This window comes from Aliterella atlantica CENA595 (genome assembly GCF_000952155.1).
Lineage (GTDB): Bacteria > Cyanobacteriota > Cyanobacteriia > Cyanobacteriales > Chroococcidiopsidaceae > Aliterella > Aliterella atlantica.
The window spans coordinates 1-23620 of record NZ_JYON01000002.1 but is presented as its reverse complement, the minus strand read 5'-3'; the positions used below and the strand labels follow the sequence as shown (position 1 = coordinate 23620).

Annotated in this window: 20 protein-coding genes and 1 tRNA gene; 7 read left to right on the top strand and 14 right to left on the bottom strand. The window is 43.1% G+C overall.

The features are described from left to right. The 5 genes from UH38_RS02625 to UH38_RS02605 all read right to left on the bottom strand — a co-directional run bounded on the left by UH38_RS02625 (position 1) and on the right by UH38_RS02605 (position 4206). Positions 1 to 693 carry a class I SAM-dependent methyltransferase gene (locus tag UH38_RS02625; RefSeq protein WP_045053078.1) on the bottom strand — a complete coding sequence of 231 codons (693 nt, stop codon included), beginning with the start codon at positions 691 to 693 and terminating at the stop codon, positions 1 to 3. 39 nt (positions 694 to 732) lie between these two features. Next, positions 733 to 1908, bottom strand: a complete 1176-nt coding sequence (locus tag UH38_RS02620) for an ABC exporter membrane fusion protein (RefSeq protein ID WP_045053077.1) — start codon at positions 1906 to 1908, stop codon at positions 733 to 735. Beyond that, the gene (locus UH38_RS02615; protein ID WP_045053076.1) at positions 1905 to 2477 is read right to left on the bottom strand and encodes a TetR/AcrR family transcriptional regulator; all 573 of its coding nucleotides are present in this window, start codon (positions 2475 to 2477) and stop codon (positions 1905 to 1907) included. Before UH38_RS02615 ends, UH38_RS02620 begins: the two co-directional genes overlap by 4 nt. A gap of 92 nt (positions 2478 to 2569) precedes the next feature. Then, on the bottom strand, positions 2570 to 3349 hold the full coding sequence (locus UH38_RS02610) for an ABC transporter permease (protein ID WP_045053075.1): 780 nt from the start codon (positions 3347 to 3349) through the stop codon (positions 2570 to 2572). Between the two features lie 146 nt (positions 3350 to 3495). Beyond that, a complete protein-coding gene (locus UH38_RS02605) occupies positions 3496 to 4206 on the bottom strand; it encodes a hypothetical protein (protein WP_045053074.1) in 711 nt (236 codons plus the stop codon). A gap of 194 nt (positions 4207 to 4400) precedes the next feature. Here UH38_RS02605 and UH38_RS02600 point away from each other — a divergent pair. After that, positions 4401 to 4473, top strand: a tRNA-Ile gene (locus UH38_RS02600). Between the two features lie 64 nt (positions 4474 to 4537). Here UH38_RS02600 and UH38_RS02595 read toward each other — a convergent pair. Then, the gene (locus UH38_RS02595) at positions 4538 to 4957 is read right to left on the bottom strand and encodes a hypothetical protein (protein ID WP_045053073.1); all 420 of its coding nucleotides are present in this window, start codon (positions 4955 to 4957) and stop codon (positions 4538 to 4540) included. A gap of 95 nt (positions 4958 to 5052) precedes the next feature. On the opposite strand from UH38_RS02595, the gene pyrE reads away from it, so the two are divergent. Together pyrE and UH38_RS02585 are read left to right on the top strand one after the other, a co-directional pair. Beyond that, complete coding sequence (pyrE, locus tag UH38_RS02590; protein ID WP_045053072.1) at positions 5053 to 5676, top strand: orotate phosphoribosyltransferase; 624 nt, start codon at positions 5053 to 5055, stop codon at positions 5674 to 5676. Between the two features lies 1 nt (position 5677). Next, a complete protein-coding gene (locus UH38_RS02585; RefSeq protein WP_045053071.1) occupies positions 5678 to 6841 on the top strand; it encodes a hypothetical protein in 1164 nt (387 codons plus the stop codon). On the opposite strand, the gene UH38_RS02580 is transcribed toward UH38_RS02585, so the two are convergent. Then, on the bottom strand, positions 6838 to 7455 hold the full coding sequence (locus UH38_RS02580) for a hypothetical protein (protein ID WP_200892259.1): 618 nt from the start codon (positions 7453 to 7455) through the stop codon (positions 6838 to 6840). The two genes, UH38_RS02585 and UH38_RS02580, sit on opposite strands and share 4 nt — an antisense overlap. 18 nt (positions 7456 to 7473) lie before the next feature. Then, positions 7474 to 8682, bottom strand: coding sequence for an urease accessory protein UreH domain-containing protein (locus UH38_RS02575; RefSeq protein ID WP_045053070.1), 1209 nt, complete (start codon positions 8680 to 8682; stop codon positions 7474 to 7476). A 116-nt stretch (positions 8683 to 8798) separates the two neighbouring features. On the opposite strand from UH38_RS02575, the gene UH38_RS02570 reads away from it, so the two are divergent. Then, complete coding sequence (locus tag UH38_RS02570; protein WP_045053069.1) at positions 8799 to 9776, top strand: M20/M25/M40 family metallo-hydrolase; 978 nt, start codon at positions 8799 to 8801, stop codon at positions 9774 to 9776. An 88-nt stretch (positions 9777 to 9864) separates the two neighbouring features. On the opposite strand, the gene murD is transcribed toward UH38_RS02570, so the two are convergent. The 3 genes from murD to UH38_RS02555 form a co-directional block, all read right to left on the bottom strand. Then, a complete protein-coding gene (murD, locus tag UH38_RS02565) occupies positions 9865 to 11223 on the bottom strand; it encodes a UDP-N-acetylmuramoyl-L-alanine--D-glutamate ligase (RefSeq protein WP_045053068.1) in 1359 nt (452 codons plus the stop codon). Positions 11224 to 11282: 59 nt separating this feature from the next. Further along, a complete protein-coding gene (gene glyS, locus UH38_RS02560; protein ID WP_045053067.1) occupies positions 11283 to 13466 on the bottom strand; it encodes a glycine--tRNA ligase subunit beta in 2184 nt (727 codons plus the stop codon). 197 nt (positions 13467 to 13663) lie between these two features. After that, entirely contained in the window at positions 13664 to 13987 is a 324-nt protein-coding gene (locus tag UH38_RS02555; protein WP_045053313.1) for a HigA family addiction module antitoxin, read from the bottom strand. A gap of 97 nt (positions 13988 to 14084) precedes the next feature. Between UH38_RS02555 and UH38_RS02550 the strand changes: the two genes are divergently transcribed. The 3 genes from UH38_RS02550 (at position 14085) to UH38_RS02540 (ending at position 17493) form a co-directional block, all read left to right on the top strand. After that, entirely contained in the window at positions 14085 to 15395 is a 1311-nt protein-coding gene (locus UH38_RS02550; RefSeq protein WP_045053066.1) for a HEAT repeat domain-containing protein, read from the top strand. A 76-nt stretch (positions 15396 to 15471) separates the two neighbouring features. Then, positions 15472 to 16404 (top strand): LysR family transcriptional regulator, encoded by a 933-nt coding sequence (locus UH38_RS02545; protein ID WP_045053312.1) that lies wholly within the window; start codon positions 15472 to 15474, stop codon positions 16402 to 16404. 30 nt (positions 16405 to 16434) lie between these two features. Continuing rightward, positions 16435 to 17493, top strand: a complete 1059-nt coding sequence (locus tag UH38_RS02540; RefSeq protein WP_045053065.1) for an anthranilate phosphoribosyltransferase family protein — start codon at positions 16435 to 16437, stop codon at positions 17491 to 17493. A gap of 14 nt (positions 17494 to 17507) precedes the next feature. Here the strand turns inward: UH38_RS02540 and UH38_RS02535 are convergent, their stop codons facing one another. The 3 genes from UH38_RS02535 to UH38_RS02525 form a co-directional block, all read right to left on the bottom strand. Next, positions 17508 to 18335 carry a carbonic anhydrase gene (locus UH38_RS02535; protein ID WP_045053064.1) on the bottom strand — a complete coding sequence of 276 codons (828 nt, stop codon included), beginning with the start codon at positions 18333 to 18335 and terminating at the stop codon, positions 17508 to 17510. A 104-nt stretch (positions 18336 to 18439) separates the two neighbouring features. Next, positions 18440 to 21073: a CHAT domain-containing protein gene (locus UH38_RS02530; RefSeq protein WP_200892258.1), complete on the bottom strand. Its 2634-nt coding sequence runs from the start codon at positions 21071 to 21073 to the stop codon at positions 18440 to 18442. Between the two features lie 317 nt (positions 21074 to 21390). Next, positions 21391 to 22893, bottom strand: coding sequence for a multicopper oxidase family protein (locus UH38_RS02525; protein ID WP_045053063.1), 1503 nt, complete (start codon positions 22891 to 22893; stop codon positions 21391 to 21393). Positions 22894 to 23620 lie beyond the last annotated feature (727 nt).

Below are 23620 nucleotides of genomic sequence, written 5' to 3'. Positions count from 1 at the left end.
CTATTGAACTTTCACTCCTTGAGCGTAAACAAAATAAGTATTTGTAAGCTTTGCTTCTGCTTGGAACCCAGCTTGAGTTAGTTTATTTGTCAAATCATCAGGCTGATAGTAAATTTTGAATATTTGAAATTCTCGCTCGTCATTAAGCTTGCGCTTTTGATAAATTTCGTTTTTGTCTTGCAGCAGATGATCTTTAGCTGAGGAGGTTATTTCAAAGTAAGAATCGATAATCAGAACTTTACCGCCTGGTAAAACTGAGTCATAAACCTTACTCAAAAATTCGGCAACTTTTGTCGGCGGGATGTGAGACAGCCAAAAAGAAAAGAAAACTAAATCGTATTGTTTGTCCGGTTTCCAGGAAAATAAATCTAGCTGCTTATATTCCACATGGGGATTATTTAGTTTATGATGATTAATTTCAATCATTTCTAGGGAAGCATCTATCGCTGTAATTCGCTTACCAATCTTTGCTAGTTCTTGCGTCCATATTCCAGTACCACAAGCTAACTCTAATACCGAATCAACAGTTCCTACTTGCTGAACCACATTTTTGAGTGCAGCAGTTTCATCAAACCAACGCTGATTTATTTCTGCACCGCGATCGTAACGTCCAATCCGATAAAACCACTCATCATATTCTTTAGCTCTAGCTTTGTAGTAAGCTATTTGTTCTTGGATTGTTGCTTGAATCACGTTGTCTTCCTCCCAATACGCAGAATGTACGTTCAGAAACTAAAGATTAATAGCTGTTTGTACTTGCAAATTAGTCAAACCTGCAACTTTCTTACTACCTTCAGGGTTGAGGAGAATTTTTACTTCAACTACGCGGCGATCTAGGTTTTCCCCTGGTTGGTTGCTAAATACTTTTTGGCGCTCTACTTGCATTCCAATTTGCGCCACTTTCCCTTTAATTTCCCCATCAAAGGCTTGACTGGTGATTATCGCTTGCTGTCCGACTTGAACTTTACCAATATCAGTTTGATAAACTTCTGCTACTGCAATCATGCGATCGGTTTTGCCCATATCAACAATACCGTCATCGCTCAGTTTTTCTCCAGGTCTGGTATGGATCTTGAGAATTTGCCCTGCTATCGGTGCGCGGATATAAGCTCGATCTAATGATGTTTGAGCGCGTTTGACAGATGCGATCGCACTATCTACTTCTGTTTGCGCTGTCTCAACGTCTACTGGGCGCACTTCGGCTATCCGATTTAATGTTGCTTTAGCGGCGTTAATTTGGGCTTGCAAGCTATCTAAATTGCGGTTTTTAGCTGCAAGTGCTTCTTGCAATTGCGCTGCGGCTGTTTCTGCTGCTAGGCGCTTAGTATCTAGGTTAGACGCGGCGATCGCTCCTTGTCTATACAACTGCACAAAACGGTTATACTCAGCTTGGGCAGTACGAACTTCCGATTGCCAACGGGCAATTGTAGCATTTTGAGTTTCCCTGCTACCGCTTAATTCTGCCTCTAATTGGACGATTGTTGCCTGTTGCGCTTGAATTTCTCCAGATTTTGCCCCAGCTTTAACTTGATTGAGTTTTGCCCTGGCATTCTTTACTTGTTCTTGCGCTTGTAATAGTTCATCTTGCAAGCGACCTTGAGCATCTAAAATTGCTACTACTTGCCCTTGTTTGACTATGTCACCTTCTGCAACTAATAATTGCGCTAGGCGATCGCCATCTAAATCTACAGGTGCAGCCAAACTAATTATTTCTGCTTCTGGTTCTAATCTCCCTAACGCGGTTACTTTCTTGACTGGAGGAGGCGTTGCTACAGGCTCAGTAGCAGGTTGAGTTAATAATCCTGACTGAGAAATGCCATAGTAAGCGATCGCACTTGTAGCTCCTATAGCTGCTAAAACTAAGCCAACCAAGCGTCTATTTAAGGTTTTAGGAAGTACGGCTTTCATGTGTCCTCTCCCAGATGATGTGCTAACATCTTGCCTACTAAAGCTCCTTGTTGGCTGTAAGAAATAGTTTCTTCGCCAAACAACCGCCGCAATATTAAGCCATAAAGCAAGTTAAAAACAAAATCGACGATCGCGCGATCGGTAATTTGCATATACTTAGCAAGCTCTGAAATAGTCTGCTCGTCTAATTCCTGCAGCTTTTCTTTGATGCCACTATTAGACCAATCTTGGTGTTGGTTAAACTCAATCCACAGCAGAGTTTGTTTCCCTATATGGTCTTCGTGTTTGGCAACAAATTGAAACAAGCTTTCAATCCGCTCTTTTAAAGTTGGTGGATTTCCTGCCTCTGCCAGAAAATTCATTACGTTCTGGCGCTCTAACTCGGCGCTTAACTGTAAAAATAAAGCTTCCTTGCTAGGAAAATAGTGATACAGAGTTCCTGTAGAAACTCCTATTTCCTGCGCCAATTGACGCATGGTAATTGAGCTATATCCTTTCTGAGCAAATAAGTCAAAACTTTTCATCAGTAGTTCTTGACGGTACTTGTCTCGGTCAACAATCTTGGGCATATACGGGCAGTCACGCTTAAAGCAATACGTGCTTTTTATATCGAACGTAAGTTATAAAATAGCACGAGACAAATTGAAGAGCAAGGAGCAATTTAAAACTCGCGGCGGAGGAAAACTAAGATCGCGATCGCCAGTAATAATACTGTGTAAAATACGCCGTAGCCAGCATTAGCAAGTAAAGTTAGCGGATCGGGTAATAGTTCTGCGCCGTACACAGCCTGATTTTTTAAGTCCAAACGCGACAAATCGGGTAAAATCAAATATAAGCCTTGAGTTAAGCGTTCAAAACCAGGACTTTTGCTAATCCGACCGAGATTCACTAAGTCTTGACTAAAATTGCCCAGTAAATAAACAGCAAAAGTAAGCAGCGTAGCCAAGACAGAACTTGTAAACACACCTAAAGCTAAAGCAACAGCAGTAATTAGACTTAGCTGTAAAAACAAGTAAAAAGCTGCCAGTAAAATACTGCCCAAAGGGTAAGCAATACCTTGAAACTGCAATAGGGCAAGATAAATAATAGTCATTGCCGTAACTAGCAAAGCCAGTACGGAGACTAAGCCGAGATGCTTGGCGACGATAAATTCTGCGCGACTAATTGGTTTAGCAATCAAAACCAACACAGTGCGTTTTTCAATTTCCTTGCTGACAAGTCCCGTACCGACAAATACAGCCACAATTAAGCCTAAGATGCTCATAGCAGCAAGACCAAAATCGAGAAAGATTTTATCTTCTGTAGTAGCAGCAATTTGGGGAAGTAGCAGCATTACAACTACCATCAGCAGGGCATAAAAGCCGATAATGTACAAAATGCGATCGCGGATGACTTCCCGAAACACATTTGTCGCCATCACGTAAACTCTGCCCAGATTCACGAATTTCTCCATTTGACCAAAATAATTCGCGCATTACAGACGGTCGCTAGCGACCGATGCGTTGGCTTATTGCCCTAGTATTCACGTACTACCTCTTTAATTACGAATTACGAATTACGAATTACGAATTAAAGCGAAGCGTTCGTCTAGCGTACTAGCGATGAGACGGGAACGTTGGCTACTTGCAACTGCAATTTTTGATCGGGATAATCTGTAAGTTCTAGCGACAACTTTTTTACATCATCGAGCAAAGCTGTGGGAATACTGACTGTACCTGCAAAAGTTTTGCCATCTGGGGGGATTTCTGCTGGTAAGCCCTCGGTATTAGCGCTGAGTACCCGTCCGCGATCGTCTGTGACATCCATAAAACTATAGAGGAACTTGACAGTGCGATCGCCTTCATTTTTAAAATTCACCTTGAGTAGCAAAGCGCCGCCTGTATAACGCGCAGATTGGACGTTTAGGGTTACGCCTTCATCTTTGTTACTACTAATTGGAAATCCTGGTTGCAGGGGTTCGGTAGCAGCTACTAACTGGGTTTTGGGTGCTGCTGCGTCCTTATTGCTTTGCTTGTCTTGCGATTGGCGCTTTTGGGGTCTTGCTTTTTTCCCTTTACCAGAAATTCTTTCTTTGACGGTAGCAACTATATCTTGCTCTTTCAAGAATACTAATGTTCCGTCTTTTTGAGAGGTGGGCTTTTTAGCTTTGATTTTTGTTGCTGGGCGAGCATCCGGCTTGGTTACGCTTTTGAGTGCTTCATGCCCCACCCCATAGGCAAATATGGCACTTGCATAACCCGCTCCTACCATGACTGTTAGTAAAATTAAAGTCAGAATTACTGTTGAGTTTAATTTCATCTGATGTTCTATATATGCTTGAGGCTATCAAAGATTTTTGGCTTTAGCTTAGATAATAGACTACATCATCTAACCTAAACGGCATTTGTTATGATAATATATTCAAGCTGAGGCAGGATCGGGCGATCGCACATAGCGACTTTGGCACTATATAAAGCCTAATGATTTGAGCTTCAGAATATCAGCATAATTAACGGCAGTTGGCCGAGCGGTTTAGGCAACGAACTCATAATTCGTGTTAGGCAGGTTCAACTCCTGCACTGCCGACTCTTTTACAGTGACCAGTGACCAGTGACCAGTAACCAGTGACCAGTTAAGAATCAGTAGCTAGTTACTGTTGATTTCGTAGCCTTTGAATGAGATCGCGATCGCTATTGGATTGCAAGATAGAGGAATCGTAAGGATTGGGCAAATCTCTAGTGCGAATAACAGGATCGCTAGAAACTTGACGGGCAAATGCTTCTACATAAAGGTTGTGAACTGCTTCGGTGTCGGCATTCATTTCATTTTCCACAAATGAAGTTTTGAAAGAACCCCAACCTACAATCATGTCTAGTTGGCGGAAGAAAGAGCGATTTTCAAAATAGTTTTTATCGTGAGAATAGAAAGCTTCCTCAAAGCGATCGGCAAGCGTTGGAGAAGGCTGAAACTTGATATCTGCGGCAGTTTGGGCTGTTGCCGCCGAGCCAAAAATAGAGACAGTGGTACTTGTCGCGATCGCGATCGCCAAACTAATAACCTTAAAACTCATAGTGTCACCCTCAATAAGAGATAATTTTTAGTTTATGTATGCATCTAGAATCAGTGTTAACCTATTTTTTGCCCTCCTACAAGTATTAAATTTTAATGACGAGCTATGAAACTCAAAACCAGGCAAATACAATCTGGTTAACAACCGCCGATCTTGGCAGCGTGCGTCAATATCTGCTCGATTTATTTTGTCAGCTTGCTTACAAACAAGGGGATTTTGTTCTATCTTCGGGGCAACGTAGTTCTTACTACATCAATGGCAAGCAGGTAACGCTGCATCCTCAAGGTGCTGTAGCGATCGCTCGTCTGCTGATGTCTCAGTTAGCAACAGATACGCAAGCAGTGGCAGGTTTGACTTTGGGAGCAGATCCAATTGTTTCAGCAGTAAGTGTCATATCTGTTTATGAAAATAGACCAATCCCAGCCCTAATTATTCGCAAAGAAGCTAAAGGGCATGGGACAATGGCATACATTGAAGGTCCTAGCTTGCCTGCGGGTGCATCTGTTGTAGTGTTAGAAGATGTCGTAACTACTGGGCAATCTGCCTTAAAAGCAGTAGAACGATTAACTGGGGTAGGTTACAGCGTTAATGAAGTAATAGCGATTGTAGATAGGCAGCAAGGAGGAAGCGAGTTATACCAGTCAGCAGGGTTAAAGTTTCAGTCGCTATTTTCGATTGTGGATATTCAACAGCGCTGGCAACAGTTACAGAGTAAGTAAAATGTCAAAATTTAAAATTAGTAGCCTTATTATTGGTTTAGTTAGCTTAACTTTGGTTGCAGTAGTAAGTTTTGCTCAGACTGGGCGATCGCAACTTATACAACTGACAACGAACCCACCAATCGGGCAGTTTTACCCCTTTGAAGCAGAAGCCCAATCGCCGCAATCGCCCGTAAAATTAACTTTAGCAGCGCGAAACCCAGATGGGCAATTGCTAGAAAATAGCAAGTTTAAATTACAAATATTTACACCGTCCGCAAATCCATTTTTGTCTACAGATTTTCCTGTAGTTGAAGGAACTAAGTTGCTAGAGATGGAAGCGACTGCGCCTCAAGGCAAGTTAGAAATCGAGCAAATGCTGCCGATTCGCGGCAAATATCAATTATTAGTAGATGTTGCACCAATTGCAGGCGACTCATTTACACCCATTCACCAAACTTTAACGCTCGATGTACCGGAAGCCCCTGTAAAATACCGCAATTATGGGATTTTATTGATAGTTTTACTCGCAGTTGGCATTGGTGGGGGTTGGGTAATAGGCAAGCAGCAATCGCCTCAACCAGGAGAAATTGCCCCAGCGCGGGTGCGGTTGTTGTTAAGTGGGGCGATAATAGTAGCGATCGCCAGCTTGCTAGTAGTTAATATCAGCGCGGAAATGGTAGAATCTCACAGTCACGCCCATCAAGCTACAGCAGAAAAACCAGCCGTCATTAATGATTCGCAAATCAAGCTGCAAATAACTGGTGACAAGTACGCTACTGTCGGAGAAGTAGCAAATTTTCAAGTGCAAGCGATCGATACTAAAACCAACTTACCTGTTAAAGATGTAGTTTTTAAGATTGCCACAACTCAACTAGAACACAATTGGACAGCATTTGCTTACCAAGGTATTGCAGATGATAACGGACAATTTACATGGCAACAACAGTTTTTTGATGGTGCAACTCATAACCTATCAGTAGAAGTTGCACCCAGCCAAAATTCAGAGCGTCAGTTTCAACCTGTAGTAGCTGTTCAAGAAATTGAAGTTGCAGGCGTAGCAACACCTTTATTTACGCGGTTGATTAGCTTGGCTTATTTGGTAGGAGCGATCGCAACTGGGCTAGCAATTGCTTTGTGGTTGAGACGAAGAGGAACTCCAAAGCGAGAATTTAGGCAAGTTTAATTTTTTTGGTTGGCGTTTAAGTTGCGCCATACTAACCAGGCGATCGCTGGAGTAAGGATAACAGCAATAGCGATCGCTGGAGTTAGCCAAGTGGGTTGGCGATCGCTAGATTCTGCTACTGGTGTAGTTGCTGCGGGAACTGGCGCTGCGCTTGCAGAGGGTGCAGCCGCTCCTGGTGCTACATTTACGTCAAACTCTAGTTTAAAAGCAGGAAAGTTTGCGCCAGCTTTAGGCGCTCCTGTTAGCTCTAGTTCGTAAGCACCAGCAGCAGGAAAGGTAATATCGGCTCCAGGAATATTTTCATAGCGAGATACTGAAACTGCTTTTAGTTGTGGCTGTTGTAAAGGCGCTGTACCTTCTTGATGAGGTTTGGGGTAGAGTGCTAGCTGACAGTTGCATTGTTCCAGAGGAATAATTTTACCTCCTCTTTGAGTCAAGGCAAACCAAGTTAAAGCAGTTTCACCAGCGCGGGGAGAGTCATCTGGTTCGATGTGTAATGTAGCACCTACATTACCTGTCCTTTCTGTTTCATGAGCATTAACTGGTAGAGAAATTGAGGCACACAGAAATAATACCCAGCCCAAACTTGTGATTTTGCTTGAATTTAATTGCATAAATACTTTCATAGTTAATTAAGACTTTTGCCGCGCTGCTTGGGGTGGGTTTTGCCAGCGCAATATCAGTATTCCTAGTGTCGCTAGCCCTAACACAGTCACCATAAGCTGATTTAGCCAAGTTGCCTCTATAGTACCTAAGTAATGAGGACCGATGAGGATGATGTGAATTGTAGCTAGGAGTAAAGCTGGAATGCTTAGTAAATGAATTGTGCGCCAACGCTTGCCCAAATAGCGCTGGATGCGATCGCTGCTAGTTAAAGCTGCGGGAAGTAGAAGTAAAAAAGCGATCGCGCCTGCACCGATTGCATATTGGTATTTGGGAATGAGAAATAAGATTGATTCTAAATCCCAGCCATAATTATGCTGCATAGTTATAGAGACGTGAGCGATCGCCAAAACAAAACTACCCACGCCCAAAGTGCGACGATATTTAAGTAGTTGCGCCCATAAGCCGCGTAGTGGACGAGCAACCAAAGCTAGCATTAAACAAAGTATTGCTCCATGTCCTGTCGCGTACACTAGCATCTCCTCGCCCATCGAGCGGAAAAGAGTTAGTACGCCGACAATAATTGTTACCCAACCTGCTAGACGATAAAGTTGGCTGCGCCGATCTTTGCTAATAAAAGAAGTAGAAACCCCTAAGCCTAACATCATTGGTAGCGTTCCTATGCCAAAAGCTAGCATTGTTGCTGTACCTTGCCAAACACTGCCAGTTCCCGCCGCTTTAATTTGAGCAGTGTATAAAAAACCACAAGGCATCAGACCCCAAACGATACCCAAGCAAGCTGGAGTCCACCAATGGTTATGCAAGGAAAGTTTAGTCATTGCCGTACTGAGACGAGTATGCCAAGTACCGCTAATTAGAGGGTGTAAAAATGGGATAGGCGGTAAAAACTTAGCGTCAATTTGACTAATGCCAAACCAAATCAACAAAATACTCGTGAATATAGATATGGCTTGCCTAAAGTCGCTTTGGCTACCTGCTAATTGCCCTGATGCGATCGCCACTGAACTGACAGCCCCAATACCCGCCCCCACTAGAGCGTAACTTAGGAGCCTGCCTGCATTCAGTAATAGATGAAACAAAATTTGCGATCGCATTTTAGGTATCGCATCTTGTTTTTGGGATAGAGAAAACGCTGCTGCCAAAGGACCGCACATTCCCATGCAGTGACCAAAACTACCAAAAAATCCCACAGCGAGGATCAATTCTAAATGCAGCATTCTACCTATCGTGCTTCAACTTCCTGAGACTATCTACCCTTGTTGCTATTCTAGGCTTTACCAGCCCTTAGTGTTGCCGATTATTAATGCAAAAATTATGCAGATTTTTCTCAAAAATGCGTAGATTAATTCTTTTGGTATTGCTAATAGTAGTTGGCGTTAGTGCAGTTATTAGTAATAGATTTTTTGCTCGTCCTCCCGCGCCCGCACAGCCGCAGATAGTAGAGACTCCTAAAGCAATACCACAACGCCAGAACGCTCCAAAAGTAGCGGCTAATAAGCTATTTGAGCGCGTACAGCAGTTGAGTTTTGAGCGCTATACCCAAAGCGATCGCGATCGCGCCCGTAAGTATATTACCCAGTCTCTTGAGAATCTTGGTTGGTCGCCTACTTTACAAACTTTTGCTGAGGGAGTGAATATAGTTGCCGAGCGATCGGGCAAAGATCCGCAAGCTGGAACTATATTGGTTGCGGCTCATTACGATACTGTGCCTGGTTCTCCTGGCGCAGATGATAATGCTAGTGGTGTGGCAACGATGTTAGAAATTGCCCGAATTTTTCGTTTACCTACACGCCAGACATTGAAATTAGCTTTTTTTGATGCCGAGGAAATTGGCTTGCGCGGTAGTTTGGCTTTTGCTGCTGACAAGGCTAATTTGGAAAATCTGCAAGGTGTTGTGGTGATGGATATGATTGGATTTGCTTGCTATAGTGCTGGTTGTCAGAAATATCCGCCTAGTTTGCCCGTTGCTGCGCCTAGCGATAAGGGTGATTTTTTGGTTGTGGTTGGCGATGCGGAACATTTGTCTTTGCTGAATGCTTTTGCTCATAGGGGAGAGAAGTTGCCAATGGTATTGACTTTGCCTGTGCCTTTAAAGGGAATATTTACGCCAGATGTTTTGCGAAGCGATCATGCGCCTTTTTGGTATCAAGGAATTGGGGCTGTGTTGGTAACAGATACGGCGAATTTGCGATCGCCTTTTTATCATCAGCCCAGCGATACGTTTGGGGAAATTGAGCAGGATTTTTTTAAAGGGGCGGCTCAGGTGGTTGTTGATGCTGTTGAGGAGCTTTTAGAAGAATCGCCCAGTTAGTAGTCCTAAGCGCTTCCCCAGCATCATGTAAGCTGCTATCTGCGTTTATCTGCGTTTATCTGCGTTTATCTGCGTTCCTAAAATAAATCTATTTAAGGGCTAAACAATGTTGCCGAAAATCTTCGCCTCTTTGCTCGAAGTTTGGGTATTGATCGAAACTGGCGCAAGCGGGGGAGAGTAAAACTATGTTGGCTTTGTGTTGTGGTGCAAGTTCAGCAGCTTTGGTCACTGCTTTGTCCATTGTTTCTAGTATCTGGTAGTTGATGTAACCTATTTGCTCTAGACGTTGGGCAAATTGCTCTGCTGCGCTACCAATTAGTAGTACGGCGGCGGCTTTGGTTTGGATGGTTGCTAGCCAAGAGGTATCGTCTCCTGCTTTGGCTTCTCCTCCAGCTATCAGAATTGCTTTGCCTTCGATTGCTGATAAGCCTACTTGGGCTGCATCGTAGTTGGTGGCTTTGCTGTCGTTAATGAAGTCTATGCCTTGCCAAGTGCAAATGTGTTCTAAGCGGTGAGGAACTCCTGGGAAGTTGGCGATCGCTTGGGCGATCGCTTCTTTATCAATTCCTGCTAGTCTTGCTGTTGCTACTGCCATAAGTAGGTTTTGTTGATTGTGGTTGCCTACCATGCGTAACGCTGCGACTTCAACAATTGGTTCGCCTTGGACTATTACCCATCCGCCCTCTATATAAGCTCCAAGGGCTGGGTTGCCGATAATGTAATCTTTACCTTTTACGCTCGTCCAACAAGCGTTAGGCGACCAATAATTAGCTCCTAGCTTGCTTAAATACTCATCATCGCCATTAAAAATTTGTTGTTCGGATTGTTGCAGCAAATGAGCTTTTATTTCAAAGTAGCGCTCCAATGTTTTGTGACGGCTGAGGTGATCTGGAGTAAAAGTCGTCCATACGCCGATTTTGGGAGCAATACTAGCAGATGATTCAATTTGATAGCTACTAAGTTCAGCAATTACCCAGTCAGGAGCATGATTACTTCTTGCCTCTAGTGCCAATTCACAAGCCGCATAACCGATATTGCCACAAGCAGGAGCATTAAGCCCAGCCGCCTGAAAAATAGCTGCAATCAAAGCTGTAGTAGTAGTTTTGCCATTAGTACCTGTAATTCCCACCCAAGGAAAAGATTTAAGATAGCGCCAAGCCAATTCCATCTCGCCAATAGTCTCAATCCCTCGACTCCGCGCATCCACCAAAACAGGCAAATCCCAAGGAACACCAGGGCTAACAACAATTAACTGGGGCAAATCTTCTAAACTCATAGAATGCCCTAATTTAACAGCAATTCCCTCCTTTGCTAACTCCGCCTTTTGCTGACAAAGACTTTCCGAAGTTTGGCGATCGCTAATCATCACCTCCCACCCATCACCCTGCAACAATCGAGCCGCCGCCACCCCCGACTTACCCAACCCAATCACCGAAGCTTTACCCATAAATCCCCTCTCTTTCTCTCTTCCTCTGCGCCCTCAGCGTCTCTGCGCTTCATTATCTCCTAACCCTTCACAATCGCCCCAAAATCACCCAAAACACGAGCATGATTCCGCAACAACCCCAACAACTCCAACCGATTCCGCCTCACTGCCAAATCCGCATCCATCACCAACACACTATCTTCCCCATCAAAAAACCTACTCACCACCGGAGCAATTTCCCCCATTGACTCCACCAACAGCCGATAATTGCGCTCCGCCTTCGCCCTTTGAGTTTGAGGAACCAATTGGAATAAACCATCATAAAAAGCCCGTTCCGAAGCCTTCTGAAACAACTCAGGATTTACTACCCCTTCCGGCTGCAACTGACTTGTATCCAAATCTCCCTGCGCCGCCAAACGAGTAGAACGATTCACAGTCTCGTAAATCTGCTCTAAAGTGCGATCGCTACGAATACTCTGCAAAAACAAAGCGCGATCGCGTACGTCCAATAAATCTGTCAAAGCCCGCAATCTATATTCTGGATCGTCACCACAAACAGCATTTACCAAATCGTAATCAATCTCGCGTTCGTCTTGTAATTGATTGCGGATGCGTTGCATAAAGAAATCTTGCAATTGCGGAAACAAAATCTCAAATGGTATTTTTTGCTCCTTAGCTGCTTGTTCGAGCAATGCATACAAATTAATTGGTAAATCTGCCATCCAAGTAATATTAATAATCGCATTAGCAGCCCGACGCAAAGCAAAAGGATCGGATGAACCTGTAGGTAACATTCCTAATCCAAATATACTAACTAAAGTATCAAGTCTATCTGCTATGCCGACAATTTGACCTGTCAAAGTTTGTGGCATAACATCATTTGCACCGCGCGGCAAGTAATGCTCAAATATTGCTGTTGCTACCTCTTCTGATTCCCCGCTAGCTAAAGCATATTTCTGCCCCATTATGCCCTGCAATTCCGGAAATTCGTACACCATCTGAGTAACAAGATCCGCTTTGCACAATAAGGCTGCTCGCTCAATTTCTTTACTTTGCTTTGCATCTAATCGCAACTGATTGTTAATTAACTTTGCAATCTTTTCTATCCGTTCAACTTTTGCTCTAACTGACCCTAAATCTTCTTGAAAGGTGACTTTTTCTAACTTTGGGAGATAGCTTTCTAATGGTTGTGCTAAATCGGATTTGTAGAAAAATTGACCGTCAGCTAAACGAGCGCGAATTACTCTTTCATTACCAGCAGCAATAATATCTGACTTTACAGGATCGCCATTAGAAACTGTAATGAAATAAGGTAATAAAGTATTAATAGATTCAGTGCGTTCGGCAGATGGGCGATCGCTAACTCCTGGTAAATTTCCGCTTTCGGCTTTAAATATAGGAAAATAGCGCTGATGTGTCACCATCACTGTAGTAATAACTTCTGGCGGTAAATTTAAAAATTCCTCATCAAAGTTACCCACAACGGCTGAAGACCATTCCACCAAATTTGTTACTTCATCTAGCAATTCTGGATAAGTAGCCAAATTTCCGCCCAGAGTTTGCGCCGCAGCTTGGACTTGTTCTTGAATTTTGATTCTGCGTTCTTGGGTATCCACATCTACAAAAGCAGCACGCAAGCTGGTAACGTAATCTTGAGCGCGATCTAAAGTTACAGGTGCGGGATGCAAAATGCGATGACCAACAGTAATGCGATCGCTCTTTATCGTCTCGGAACCATTTATAAGTTCAATCGGCAATACTGCATCATCAAATAAAGCAACTAACCTTTCAATGCGACGGGCAAATTTGAGATCGCCATCTCCCCACCGCATAAACCTTTTGCCTTCTAGTTTCAAAATCCACCTAGTTGCTAGTTCTGCCAATATTTCCGCAGTCAATCGTCCAACAATAGTTTGGCGCACAAAGACAAATTCACCTTTATCAGTAGTGCGAAGTTCTAAAGCATCTACTGATACGCCGCGCGATCTGGCAAATCCCTCAGCGGCTTTTGTTGGTTTACCTTCTTTATACGCTGCTTGGGCTGCGGGACCTTTAAATTCTTCTTCCCTGTCTGGTTGTTTGGTTGGTAAACCTGTAATTAAAACTGCCAAACGGCGGGGAGTTCCGTAGACTTGGATAGATTTAGTAGTTAGATTATTGTCGCTTAGGCTGTGGGGAATAAGCGATCGCCATTGCTGCAAAGCATCAGCAACAAAACTTGCAGGTAGTTCTTCAGTACCAACTTCCAATAAAAACTCAGACATATAAAAATAATCTATAAGTGTAGGCGCTAGTTAAAACAGTTTACCGTTTCGGAACAATCAAGAGCGCATTACACTCAAAGTTATCTCTAAGTTTTTGCCCAAATAAGTACGACTGTGTGGAAAGCATTATATAGTTGCAGCTAAATCTCCTGCGATCGCTGCAATTCCCCATTTTCATACTAATGCTGTCTTGACGACTAATTTGGCGATCGCTCTAGATAGATTTTGAGCGGTTCAATTTTTTCGATTTCAGCAGATTCCTTCTTCTGTGCGTGGTACAAATCCCATCGCAGTTGAAGATTTAGCCAAAAGTCGGGTGACATTTCAAAAAATTTAGCCAAGCGCAGTGCAGTTGCAGCACTGATTCCCCTTTTACCGTTAACGATCTCATTAATTCGCTGGTAGGAGACACCAATCGATTGAGCAAGAGTGACCTGTGTTATGTTTAGAGGCTCTAGAAACTCCTCTTTCAACATTTCTCCAGGATGTGTCGGAACTCTATGGGTGGGAATGCGAACCATGTTAGTCTCCTTATAAAAGTTAAAAATGTACATCAATGTGGAAGACTGAGCATTAAAGTAAAGTAATGTTTGCCTTGCCCTTGTCAATCCTTGATTCATGCGTATAGATTCACAACTTGAGCTATTACAGCAGGCGCAGTCAGCGCGAAATATAGGTAATTGGACAGTAGTTATTCAATGCTTGCAGCAATTGGTAGCAGAGAAAAATGCCCAGATAGAGCGCGATCGCTTACTAGATTTAGCTATAGATGCTTTAATTGCTGGCGATTTTCAGCAGCGTTGGGATGTAGCAAAGTTATTTCCTAAGTTAGCAGTTGGGAATGTAGAACAAGCGATCGCCCCTTTAATTGAAATTGCCCAAGATGAAGAGGAAGATGAGGAATTACGTTGGTACGCGGCGCGGATTTTGGGAGAATTTGACAATCCAAATGCGATCGCGGCTTTGGTCGAACTACTCAAAACAGCCGATAATGAAGAACTAACAGCAATAGCTGCAACTGCTTTAGGACAAATTGGCAATTCGGCTGTAGCAGAACTAAGTAAGTTGTTAGCTAATAAGGAAACACGATTGTTAGCAGTGCGATCGCTTGGATCGATCCGTCGTTCGGAAATTATTGCTCCTTTACTTAGCATCGTCAAAGATCCAGATGCGACAATCAGAGCGGTAGCGATCGAGGCTTTAAGTAGTTTTCATAATGCTGATATCCCGCCAGTTTTGCTGCAAGCTTTAGACGATATTGCTGCACCAGTGAGACGCGAAGCTGTTATCGGTTTAGGTTTTCGCGCCGATTTAAAAGCAGAACTAGATTTAGTAAATAAGTTAGTACCGAAGTTATATGACTTCAATATCGGCGTTTGTTGTTCCTCTGCAAGCGCTTTAAGCAGGTTGGGGACTGATGAGGCGGCAAAAGCATTAGATCGGGTTTTACAGTCTCCGCATACGCCGCTAAATCTACAATTGGAATGCATCCGCGCTCTGGGTAGGATAGAAACTTATGCTTGCTTGCAACATTTAAATTTTTACTTACACGAACAGTCATCTTTGCCATTGTGGCAAGAAATTGTCAAGGTTCTCGGACAAATAGAACAATTAGATTTAACGCAGGTAGCTGCACAAATACTTATAGAAGCTCTACAATCGCCACAAATAAGCAATTTACCAGAAAGTATTAAAGGTGCGATCGCTCTGTCTTTAGGGCTTTTAGGCGATCTTCGGGCAATAGATCCCTTAATAAATTTACTCGCTACTACCGATACAAGTGTTAGGTTGCACGTTATCGCTGCATTGCAGCAACTAGCACCTGTAAAGGCATACCAACAATTACAGCAAATACATCATGACGGTAGAATTTCTCCAGAATTAAAACAAGGAATAGCGATCGCTCTTAGCGAATGGTCACTACGGTAACAATTTCTACTAAAAAATAGTCGCAAATCGGGTAATTTAAAATTTAGCCAATAATGTGATTCAGGCTACCAATAAAATGCGGCTAGAACAGTTGCAAGCTTTTTTGGCGATCGCAGAAACGGGCAGTTTTCAACAAGCAGCACGTAAATGTGGCGTTACTCAATCAACTATTAGCAGACAAATCCAAGCTTTAGAGGCAGATTTGGGTTTGTCTTTATTTCACCGCAATGCGGCTACAACTTTGACGTTGGGGGGCGAACGTTTTTTGCCGCGCGTGCGGAAAATTTGCCAAGAATGGCGCAATGCTACAGCAGAATTATCAGACTTAATTGCAGGTAAGCAGCCGGAGTTATGTGTTGCAGCCATACATTCGATTTGTTCTCACTATTTACCGCCGATTTTGCAGCAATTTTGTCGAGATTACCCTGAAGTACAATTGCGGGTGACTTCCTTGGGTAGCGATCGCGCTTTGAAGGTGCTAAAAGATGGCATGGTAGATTTGGCGATCGTCATGAACAATCGCTTTTTGCTAGCAAGTCCAGAAATGGTCGTGCAAGTGCTATACGATGAACCAATAGAGGTTTTAATGGGTGCAAATCACCCACTGACTCAGTATGAATCGATACCTTGGCTGGAATTAACTTGCTATCCCCAAGTAGTATTTAAAGATGGCTACGGGATGCAACGTTTGGTACAAGATCGGTTTGAGCGCTTGGGAGCAACTTTGCAAGCAGTGTTAGAAGTAAACACTCTTGATGCTTTTCGTGGTGTAGTGCGTCAAGGAGAAATGGTTGCTTTACTGCCGCAATCTGCATTAGTAGAAGCACGCCACGATCCAACTCTTGTCGTTCGTGCTTTGGATAACGAACACCCTAGTTTGACTCGTCGGGTTGTGATGGTGACGACTCAAGACAGACTAAATATTCCACCGATTCGCCGCTTCTGGGATTTGGTGCAAGCATCTTTATCTACAGAATCTCAAATCAAAGTAGAAAAGATTTCTGTATGATAGATATCCGCTATTCGCGCAGTAACATTTATGAGTAATGCATTTAGAGATTTACTAAAAAAAGTAGGTAGCGGAGTTCATACAGGCGAGGATTTGACTCGCGCTGAGGCAATGGCAGCAGCAAAAATGATGCTATTGCAAGAAGCGACTCCAGCGCAAATTGGTGCGTTTTTGATTGCTCACAGAATTAAGCGTCCAACTGGGGAAGAATTAGCAGGAATGCTAGATGCTTATGACGAGTTAGGACCAAAGCTAACAGCAATTGACTCGGCTTTACAACCAATCGTTTTAGGCATCCCTTACGATGGCAGGTTGCGGACTGCACCAATTAGTCCGATAATTGTTTTATTGCTAGCTACTGTGGGGCAACCTGTAATTATGCATGGTAGCGATCGCATGCCGACTAAGTACGGAGTACCATTAATCGATTTGTGGCAAGGCTTAGGAGTAGATTTTAGCAAGCTATCTCTAGCTGAAACGCAAAGGGTATTTGCAACAACTGGGATCGGATTTGTCTATTTACCCCAACACTTTCCTCAAGCGCAAACTATATTCGATTACCGCGATCAAATTGGCAAGCGTCCGCCGTTGGCGACGATGGAATTAATTTGGTGTCCTTATGCTGAGGATGCCCGTATAGTTGCAGGTTTTGTTCATCCGCCCACAGAAGGAATGTTTCAAGGCGCTTTATCGCTGCGGGGAATCAGTAGTTTTACAACGGTTAAGGGATTAGAAGGAAGTTGTGAGTTACCGCGCGATCGCACGGCGATTGTGGGCGTATTTGCCGATAATACTTTGGTAGAACACTTACACCTGAGCGCCCGCGATTACGACTTTGCCAGCAAAAATGTCCCTTTTGAGTCTACTGCTCAGACAGTAGCAGATATGCAAGCAATCTTGCAAGGTAAACCATCAGAATTGATGCAAACTGCTTTGTGGAACGGCGGGTTTTATCTGTGGCGTAGCGGTATTTGCGAAGATATGCGATCGGGGATAGCGATGACAGAAGAGTTATTAACTAACGGCAAAGTCGCCCAAAAACTCCAGGAAGTTAGTCAATCTCTATCTTCTACAATGTTAGCGGGCTAGATGGGCGATCGCTTTTATCTATTACCGTTAGAACCTCTGTAGATCCGTTCTGCTTGTTGTGGTGATAGCCACATATCTGGTAAGGTATCGCCATCATTATTGGCTGTATTGTGGGCGACTTGGCGCTGTTTGTGACGGCTGGGAAATTCACACGCAACTATAGGAGCGCTGGTATTGGCGATTCTAGTTTCAATTGACTCTGTTGTATCGCCATTCATTAGTTGGCTTTGAGGAGCTACATAGGCGTGACTTTGAGGATCGTAAGCTAACACTTCGCCTGTTTCTAAGTGATAAATCCAGGCATAAATTTGTAGTTTACCTTGATACAGCTTAGAACGAACCACGGGGTAAGTTTTAAGGTTTTCAATTTGCGTTAGTACGTTCTCAGCTACAGCAATTTCTACCAATTCCTCTTCTGAGTAGCTGTTGTAGTTTTCTTGTACCAGCCTCCGAGTAGATTCTGCATATTGCAGCCAGTTGTAGACAAGGGGCATATCCTGTTGCAACTTATTTAATTTCAGCAGCCCTTTCATCGCGCCGCAGTGCGAATGTCCGCAAACAACGATTTGCTCGATACCTAAAGCATGAACGGCATATTCGACAGTTGCACCTTCGCCACCATTAGTCGCGCCAAATGGGGGAATGATATTCCCTGCATTGCGAATAACGAAAAGTTCCCCTACAGCAGCTTGAGTAATTAAGTTAGGATCGATTCTTGAATCCGAGCAAGTAATGAATAAGACTCTAGGCTTTTGAGCGTGAGTTAGCTTTTCAAATAGTTCTAGGTGGTTGGAATAGTAATTGTCTTTGAAGGCGCGCAGCCCTTTAATTAGCTTCCGCATAAGATAAATTTATGGTTTTTGCATAAGTAAATAGATTGTCTCTCAAGTTGCTGTCTTTTGGCTAAGTTTTTTCTACTGAATCCAAGAACGTTAGCCAGTTGTAGTTAACGTGCATCTCCAATTAAGATGAATGACGACCAATATAAAGGATGTTTATCAATTAAACTCAACTTTGCTTGACGCAATGCTTCGCCTTTAGTCGTACCCTTTTGCAGATTTTGGTAGAAGTTAATCATTAATTCCTTGGTTTCCTTATCTTTAACTAACCACAGGCTAGCAATTACAGAACGCGCACCAGCACGTTCAAATAGGTAGGCAATACCAGCAAATTCTTCCCCATTAGAGTTGGCTTGGACAGCAGTTTGACAAGCGCTTAATACCACTAAATTAGTATTTTTGAGTCCAAGTATTGCAGCATCGGCGATTTGAAAGTTGCGATCGCGAAATAAGATAGTATTAGCTTCTAACTTCAAGTCAGGACAGCCACCAGGACGAAAACAGCCGTGAGTCGCTAGGTGCAAAATCGGGAATCGAGGAGCAACAGTAGTAAAAGTATTGAGTTTAGCCTCAACACCTAAATGAGCCTCACTACCTGGTAGAACTGAAGTAATACTTTTGATTTCATCTTCTGCTCCTGGCAAGCTGCGTCTATCATTGGGAAAAGGATTGCCTAGAGCAAGCATTGTTGACTTTTGTTTGTTTGGTGGCAAAGGACGACTTGAAAGGCGAGTGAGATTATTGATGGGGTATTTTTGAATCAAATACTTGCCCGTTTGGCGATCGAGTAGCGTTTCAAAAGGAATATAGCGCAGTTTGCCTGTAGCAATAATACTTAGTTGTTTGGTAGAGGCGACTTGAATTTGGGCTTTTATAGGGCGAATCAGGATGTCATAAAGCTTGGTGCTAGTAGCGCGGTACTTCTTGAATCTGCCATCGGTTAGTTCTTGGCGGTATCGAGTAACTAACTCATCAAAAGCTTGAGGAGCGATTTTTTGTTGCGTAACTGTTAATTTATCTTTGGTGAGGACAAATAGAGCGATCGTATCTGGAACTTTATTGACTCTGGTGAGTAATACAGGTTGAATAACAACTGTTCCTGCAGGAATATTAGCTCTTAACTTAGCAATATCAGTAGGTTTAGTTTCAAATAGTTCAGCAACTTCTGGGAACTGGCGGGAGATAATTTCAGCTTGTTGATTAACTTCAGCCTGCAAAGCATTGATTTGCGCTGATAGATCGGGAGAAAATTGTTCTTGCAATTGCTGGCGCAAGCTTTCTAAGCGGCGGTTAGATTGATTCCATTTTGCAATTGCTTGTTGTGCTTGGGGATTGGCAACTTTAGCATCGATCAAACGAGAGTAATCAACAAGATCGGCTGTAGTAATTAGGTTTACCCATTGGTATGCACGTTCTGGTTGTTTTTGATTTATAAGTAAGTCAACTAAACCAACTCCCGTTCCTCGGATGCTCTGCAAAAATGCTTGGCGATTCTCTCGCTTTAGCCCTGCACGAATTTGTAAGGCGATTTCCAAAGATTGTTGAGAGTTTTCGATCGCTTTTGTCGGTTGGTTATTATCTCGGTAGGCTGCGCCGATATTACTTAGGGTAGCTACTTCTCCTATGCGATCGCCTACTTTTCTCCGAATTGGTAAAGCGGCGTTGTAATATTCCAAGGCTTTTTGAGGTTGATTGAGGGCATCATAGGCTGCACCAATGTTACTTAAAGTAGTAGCTTCTTGAAGGCTATTTCCTGCTTCTCTAGCAATTGGTAAAGCAGCTTCGTAAGATGCTAACGCTTGTCGAGGCTCTCCGATGTTGTCGTTAGCTAAACCAATATTATTTAGAATGATGGCTTCTTTAGACCTGTTGCCTACTTCTTGGGCAATTGGTAAGGCGGCGTTGTAATGTTTTAGGGCTTGCTGGGGTTGCTTTAGAGCATCGTAAGCCAAACCGATATTATTCAAAATGCTGGCAACGCCTGAGCGATCGCCTAGTTCTCTAGCGATGGGCAAAGCAGCATCGTAATATTCTAAGGCTTTTTGAGTTTGCCCAAGGGTATCGTAGACAGAGCCAATATTATTTAAAGTAGTATACTCCTGCTCGCGATCGCTTACTTCTTTGGCAATTGGTAAAGCCGAGTCGTAATATTCTAAGGCTTTTTGGGGTTGTCCGATGTTGTCGTAAACTAAACCGATATTATTTAGGGTAGTAGCAACTCTTGGGCGATCGCCTGCTGTTTTAGCGATCGATAAGGCTGCGATCAAATACTCTAGGGCTTTTTGAGGTTGCCCCAAGGTATTGTAAACTAAACCAATATTGCTCAAGGTGACAGCCTCTTGCTCGCGATTGTTAATTGCTCGCAAAAAAGGAAGAGCTTGATTATAAAATTCTAACGATTGGCGCGGCTGTCCAATATTTTGATAAACAAAACCAAGGCTTTGCAGGGCAATAGCTTCAGCCTCTCGATCTTTGAATTGCCTTGCTAGTGTGAGAACTTGTTGGTATGTAGCAATCTCCGCTTGAGATTCACCTTGCTCTCTTTGTTGCGATGCTTGCTCTAGCAGTTGTTGTATTTGCTGCTGCGATTGTGTCTGCGCTTGAGTAGATTGAGCAATTGGCAGCGCGATGCCTTCGGCGGTATGCTCTACGACCATGCTTCGCAAACGCTCTGCGACCATCGCAATTAAACTAATACTTACTACCAGCAACCCACCAAAAAACTTGTTCGCGCTTAACACTATAGTTCCACCTTTACGCTGCGTTATTCAAATATCACATCGCAGTCAAAAATTTAACTTCACTTGTTTGAGTGCTATTTGCAGATGATATTCAACTTTTGAGGTGACAACTAAAGCTGTTTTCGGCGGTGCATTAACTTGCGTTTGCGATCTGTATTAGAGCAATCTAGAACTTAATCTACCATTACCTTGGAAAAAATACCCTAGTTTTGTCGGCTGCGCTTATACTCGCAATTTTCTCAATGATAGTTATGAATAAAGCACCGCTACTTATTGAGTCTGTAGCGGTTCTTTTGATGTAGTTATGTAGTAGTAATTTATAGCGGTGGTGCTGGTAGTGGTTGCGCTGGAGCGGTAGTAATTGGATCGGGACCGCCTGTGCCTACCATAAATTGGTTCATCATGTCGTGGTCTTCATGAACTGTATTATGGCAGTGGCTCATATATGCACCAGTATTCGGTCCAAACCTGCCAATCACCCGCAAAGACTCATTTTCACCAACATAAAATACATCCTTCCAACCTCTTTCATAAGCAAATGGCGGCTTGCCATCGCGATCGAGAAGTTGCATATCTATTAAATGTATATGGATGGGGTGGAACCAGCCGCCTGAATTGTTGAAGATTCTCCAGATTTCTACATCGCCAAGTTGCGGATTAGCATCAAATCGCTGTATGTCCCATGTTTTGCCATTAATTACCCACAAACCATTAGAGCGCTCGTACCTAAATTCACGAGTCCTTACTGCTAATGATTCGGCAATAGGTTGATAGTCGCGCAGGTTTGGAGGAATAGAGCTAGGGTCGCTTTCTGTCCGCACAACCTCAAACTGCATAATTCGATCTGTGCCGTCGTACTCTATGTTGTTATCTGGATGATCGTTATGAACAACGATCTTAGTGCCGACTTTATACTTAGAAAAGTCAATAATCACCTCGTAGCGTTCAGCCATACCAATGCGAAAATTGCTCACTTGAACTGGCGCACCGACTAACCCTGCATCTGTACCAATGATAGTAAAAGGTTCACTCGTACTAAGAGAAAGATTATAAGAACGCGAAGCCGAGCCGTTTAAGATGCGGAAGCGATACTTGCGGTTGGCTACTTTCATATTGGGCCAAGGTACGCCATTGACGAGAATTACATCGCCCATTTGACTCTTTTCGCCTTGGTCATCAAAGATTAAACTACCCCTAGAGCTAAACTGCTTATCTTGAATAACTAGCGGCACGTCGTACTCGTTTTTTGGTAAAGGTAAGCCAAGTTCAAGGTCATCATAAACCAAATACAAACCTGCTAAACCCATATATACGTTGCGGGCAGTGTTATGCAGTGCATGGTCGTGATACCACAAGGTAGCAGGACGGTTATTGGGATAGATATAGTCTTTGTACTGACCTGGGTTAGTAAAGTCTTCAGCATAGCCGTCATACTGAGGCAGCGATGCCATCCCGTGCAAGTGTACTGAAGTTGGCGTGCCTACGCTATTATTGATGAATCTAACTACTGATTGCCGATCTCTGCGTTGTTTAATTGTCGGACCAGGAGCTATACCGTTATATCCCCAAATCTCTGTTTTTAGCCCTGGTAGAATCTCGACCGTAGCTCTCCTCATCGTAACTTCGTAGTAATCGGTAGTATCATCGCTACGAACAGGACTAAGCACTGGTGGAATGCGTAGTTGCTGGGTGAAAGGTCTAACTTGAGGACTGCCAGCATCTTTTGCATAACTGCGACTTTGACAGGATATAGGCAGCAGTAATGAGCCGCTAGCTAGCGCTCCTAGCTTCAGTGCATCCCGTCTATTTAGATTCGCCATTAGAGTAGTTCGCTTTATAGTAGTGTGAAGTTTTTAAGCGTGCGTACGTAGGTAGATGCTTGAAATAAAGTTTTAGGTTCAGTCGGGTATCGTAACTAATTAGCTAATATAGCAAGTTTTTAAAAATAACTTATGTGTTTAATTTAACTATATTTATTAATGTAAAAAATTTGTTTGTTGCTTGTCCAGCAAGGGTTAAATAGTTTGTTAATTATATTTTTAAAGAGCGATGTTTTTAATAACTGTGAATTTTTACTCTTACAGATATCTAAAATAAATAGAATAAATCAGGAAAAATTATCATGAATCTTAACCGCAAGTAGTATACTTTGTACAAATGCAAATTCATATTTAACGGTTGGTCCCGTTGCCACTATTAACAAAGTCCGCGACTGTACAGAAGCATTGCAGGTTGCAATATTGAGCTTCCCCAAACTACTACAATTGAGCTTGACCCTACGAATAAAACTCACTCTCCAAGATTTCTGATGCAGTATGCAGGAATTTTTGCTGACGATCCTAGTTTTGAAGATTGGGAAGAAAAACTAGCATTGATTCGCCGCCAAGAGAATGCACGTATAGATGAGTAATGCGACCCTCTATGAACCTATCCCACTAACTTTGGAAACCAAATATAGGAACAGGCTAGGAGGAGGAAAGCATCAAAACACACCTTCAAACGTTCCCATCGGACAACGAGTCTTCTGTACTTGCGTTGAAACCAAGA

Coding starts and splice junctions, on each gene's coding strand:
- UH38_RS02620 (WP_045053077.1), bottom strand. CDS start 1,908: ATGAAAGCCGTACTTCCTAAAACCTTAAATAGACGCTTGGTTGGCTTA.
- UH38_RS02615 (WP_045053076.1), bottom strand. CDS start 2,477: ATGCCCAAGATTGTTGACCGAGACAAGTACCGTCAAGAACTACTGATG.
- UH38_RS02605 (WP_045053074.1), bottom strand. CDS start 4,206: ATGAAATTAAACTCAACAGTAATTCTGACTTTAATTTTACTAACAGTC.
- UH38_RS02595 (WP_045053073.1), bottom strand. CDS start 4,957: ATGAGTTTTAAGGTTATTAGTTTGGCGATCGCGATCGCGACAAGTACC.
- pyrE (WP_045053072.1), top strand. CDS start 5,053: ATGACGAGCTATGAAACTCAAAACCAGGCAAATACAATCTGGTTAACA.
- UH38_RS02585 (WP_045053071.1), top strand. CDS start 5,678: ATGTCAAAATTTAAAATTAGTAGCCTTATTATTGGTTTAGTTAGCTTA.
- UH38_RS02580 (WP_200892259.1), bottom strand. CDS start 7,455: ATGCAATTAAATTCAAGCAAAATCACAAGTTTGGGCTGGGTATTATTT.
- UH38_RS02575 (WP_045053070.1), bottom strand. CDS start 8,682: ATGCTGCATTTAGAATTGATCCTCGCTGTGGGATTTTTTGGTAGTTTT.
- UH38_RS02570 (WP_045053069.1), top strand. CDS start 8,799: ATGCGTAGATTAATTCTTTTGGTATTGCTAATAGTAGTTGGCGTTAGT.
- murD (WP_045053068.1), bottom strand. CDS start 11,223: ATGGGTAAAGCTTCGGTGATTGGGTTGGGTAAGTCGGGGGTGGCGGCG.
- glyS (WP_045053067.1), bottom strand. CDS start 13,466: ATGTCTGAGTTTTTATTGGAAGTTGGTACTGAAGAACTACCTGCAAGT.
- UH38_RS02555 (WP_045053313.1), bottom strand. CDS start 13,987: ATGGTTCGCATTCCCACCCATAGAGTTCCGACACATCCTGGAGAAATG.
- UH38_RS02550 (WP_045053066.1), top strand. CDS start 14,085: ATGCGTATAGATTCACAACTTGAGCTATTACAGCAGGCGCAGTCAGCG.
- UH38_RS02545 (WP_045053312.1), top strand. CDS start 15,472: ATGCGGCTAGAACAGTTGCAAGCTTTTTTGGCGATCGCAGAAACGGGC.
- UH38_RS02540 (WP_045053065.1), top strand. CDS start 16,435: ATGAGTAATGCATTTAGAGATTTACTAAAAAAAGTAGGTAGCGGAGTT.
- UH38_RS02535 (WP_045053064.1), bottom strand. CDS start 18,335: ATGCGGAAGCTAATTAAAGGGCTGCGCGCCTTCAAAGACAATTACTAT.
- UH38_RS02525 (WP_045053063.1), bottom strand. CDS start 22,893: ATGGCGAATCTAAATAGACGGGATGCACTGAAGCTAGGAGCGCTAGCT.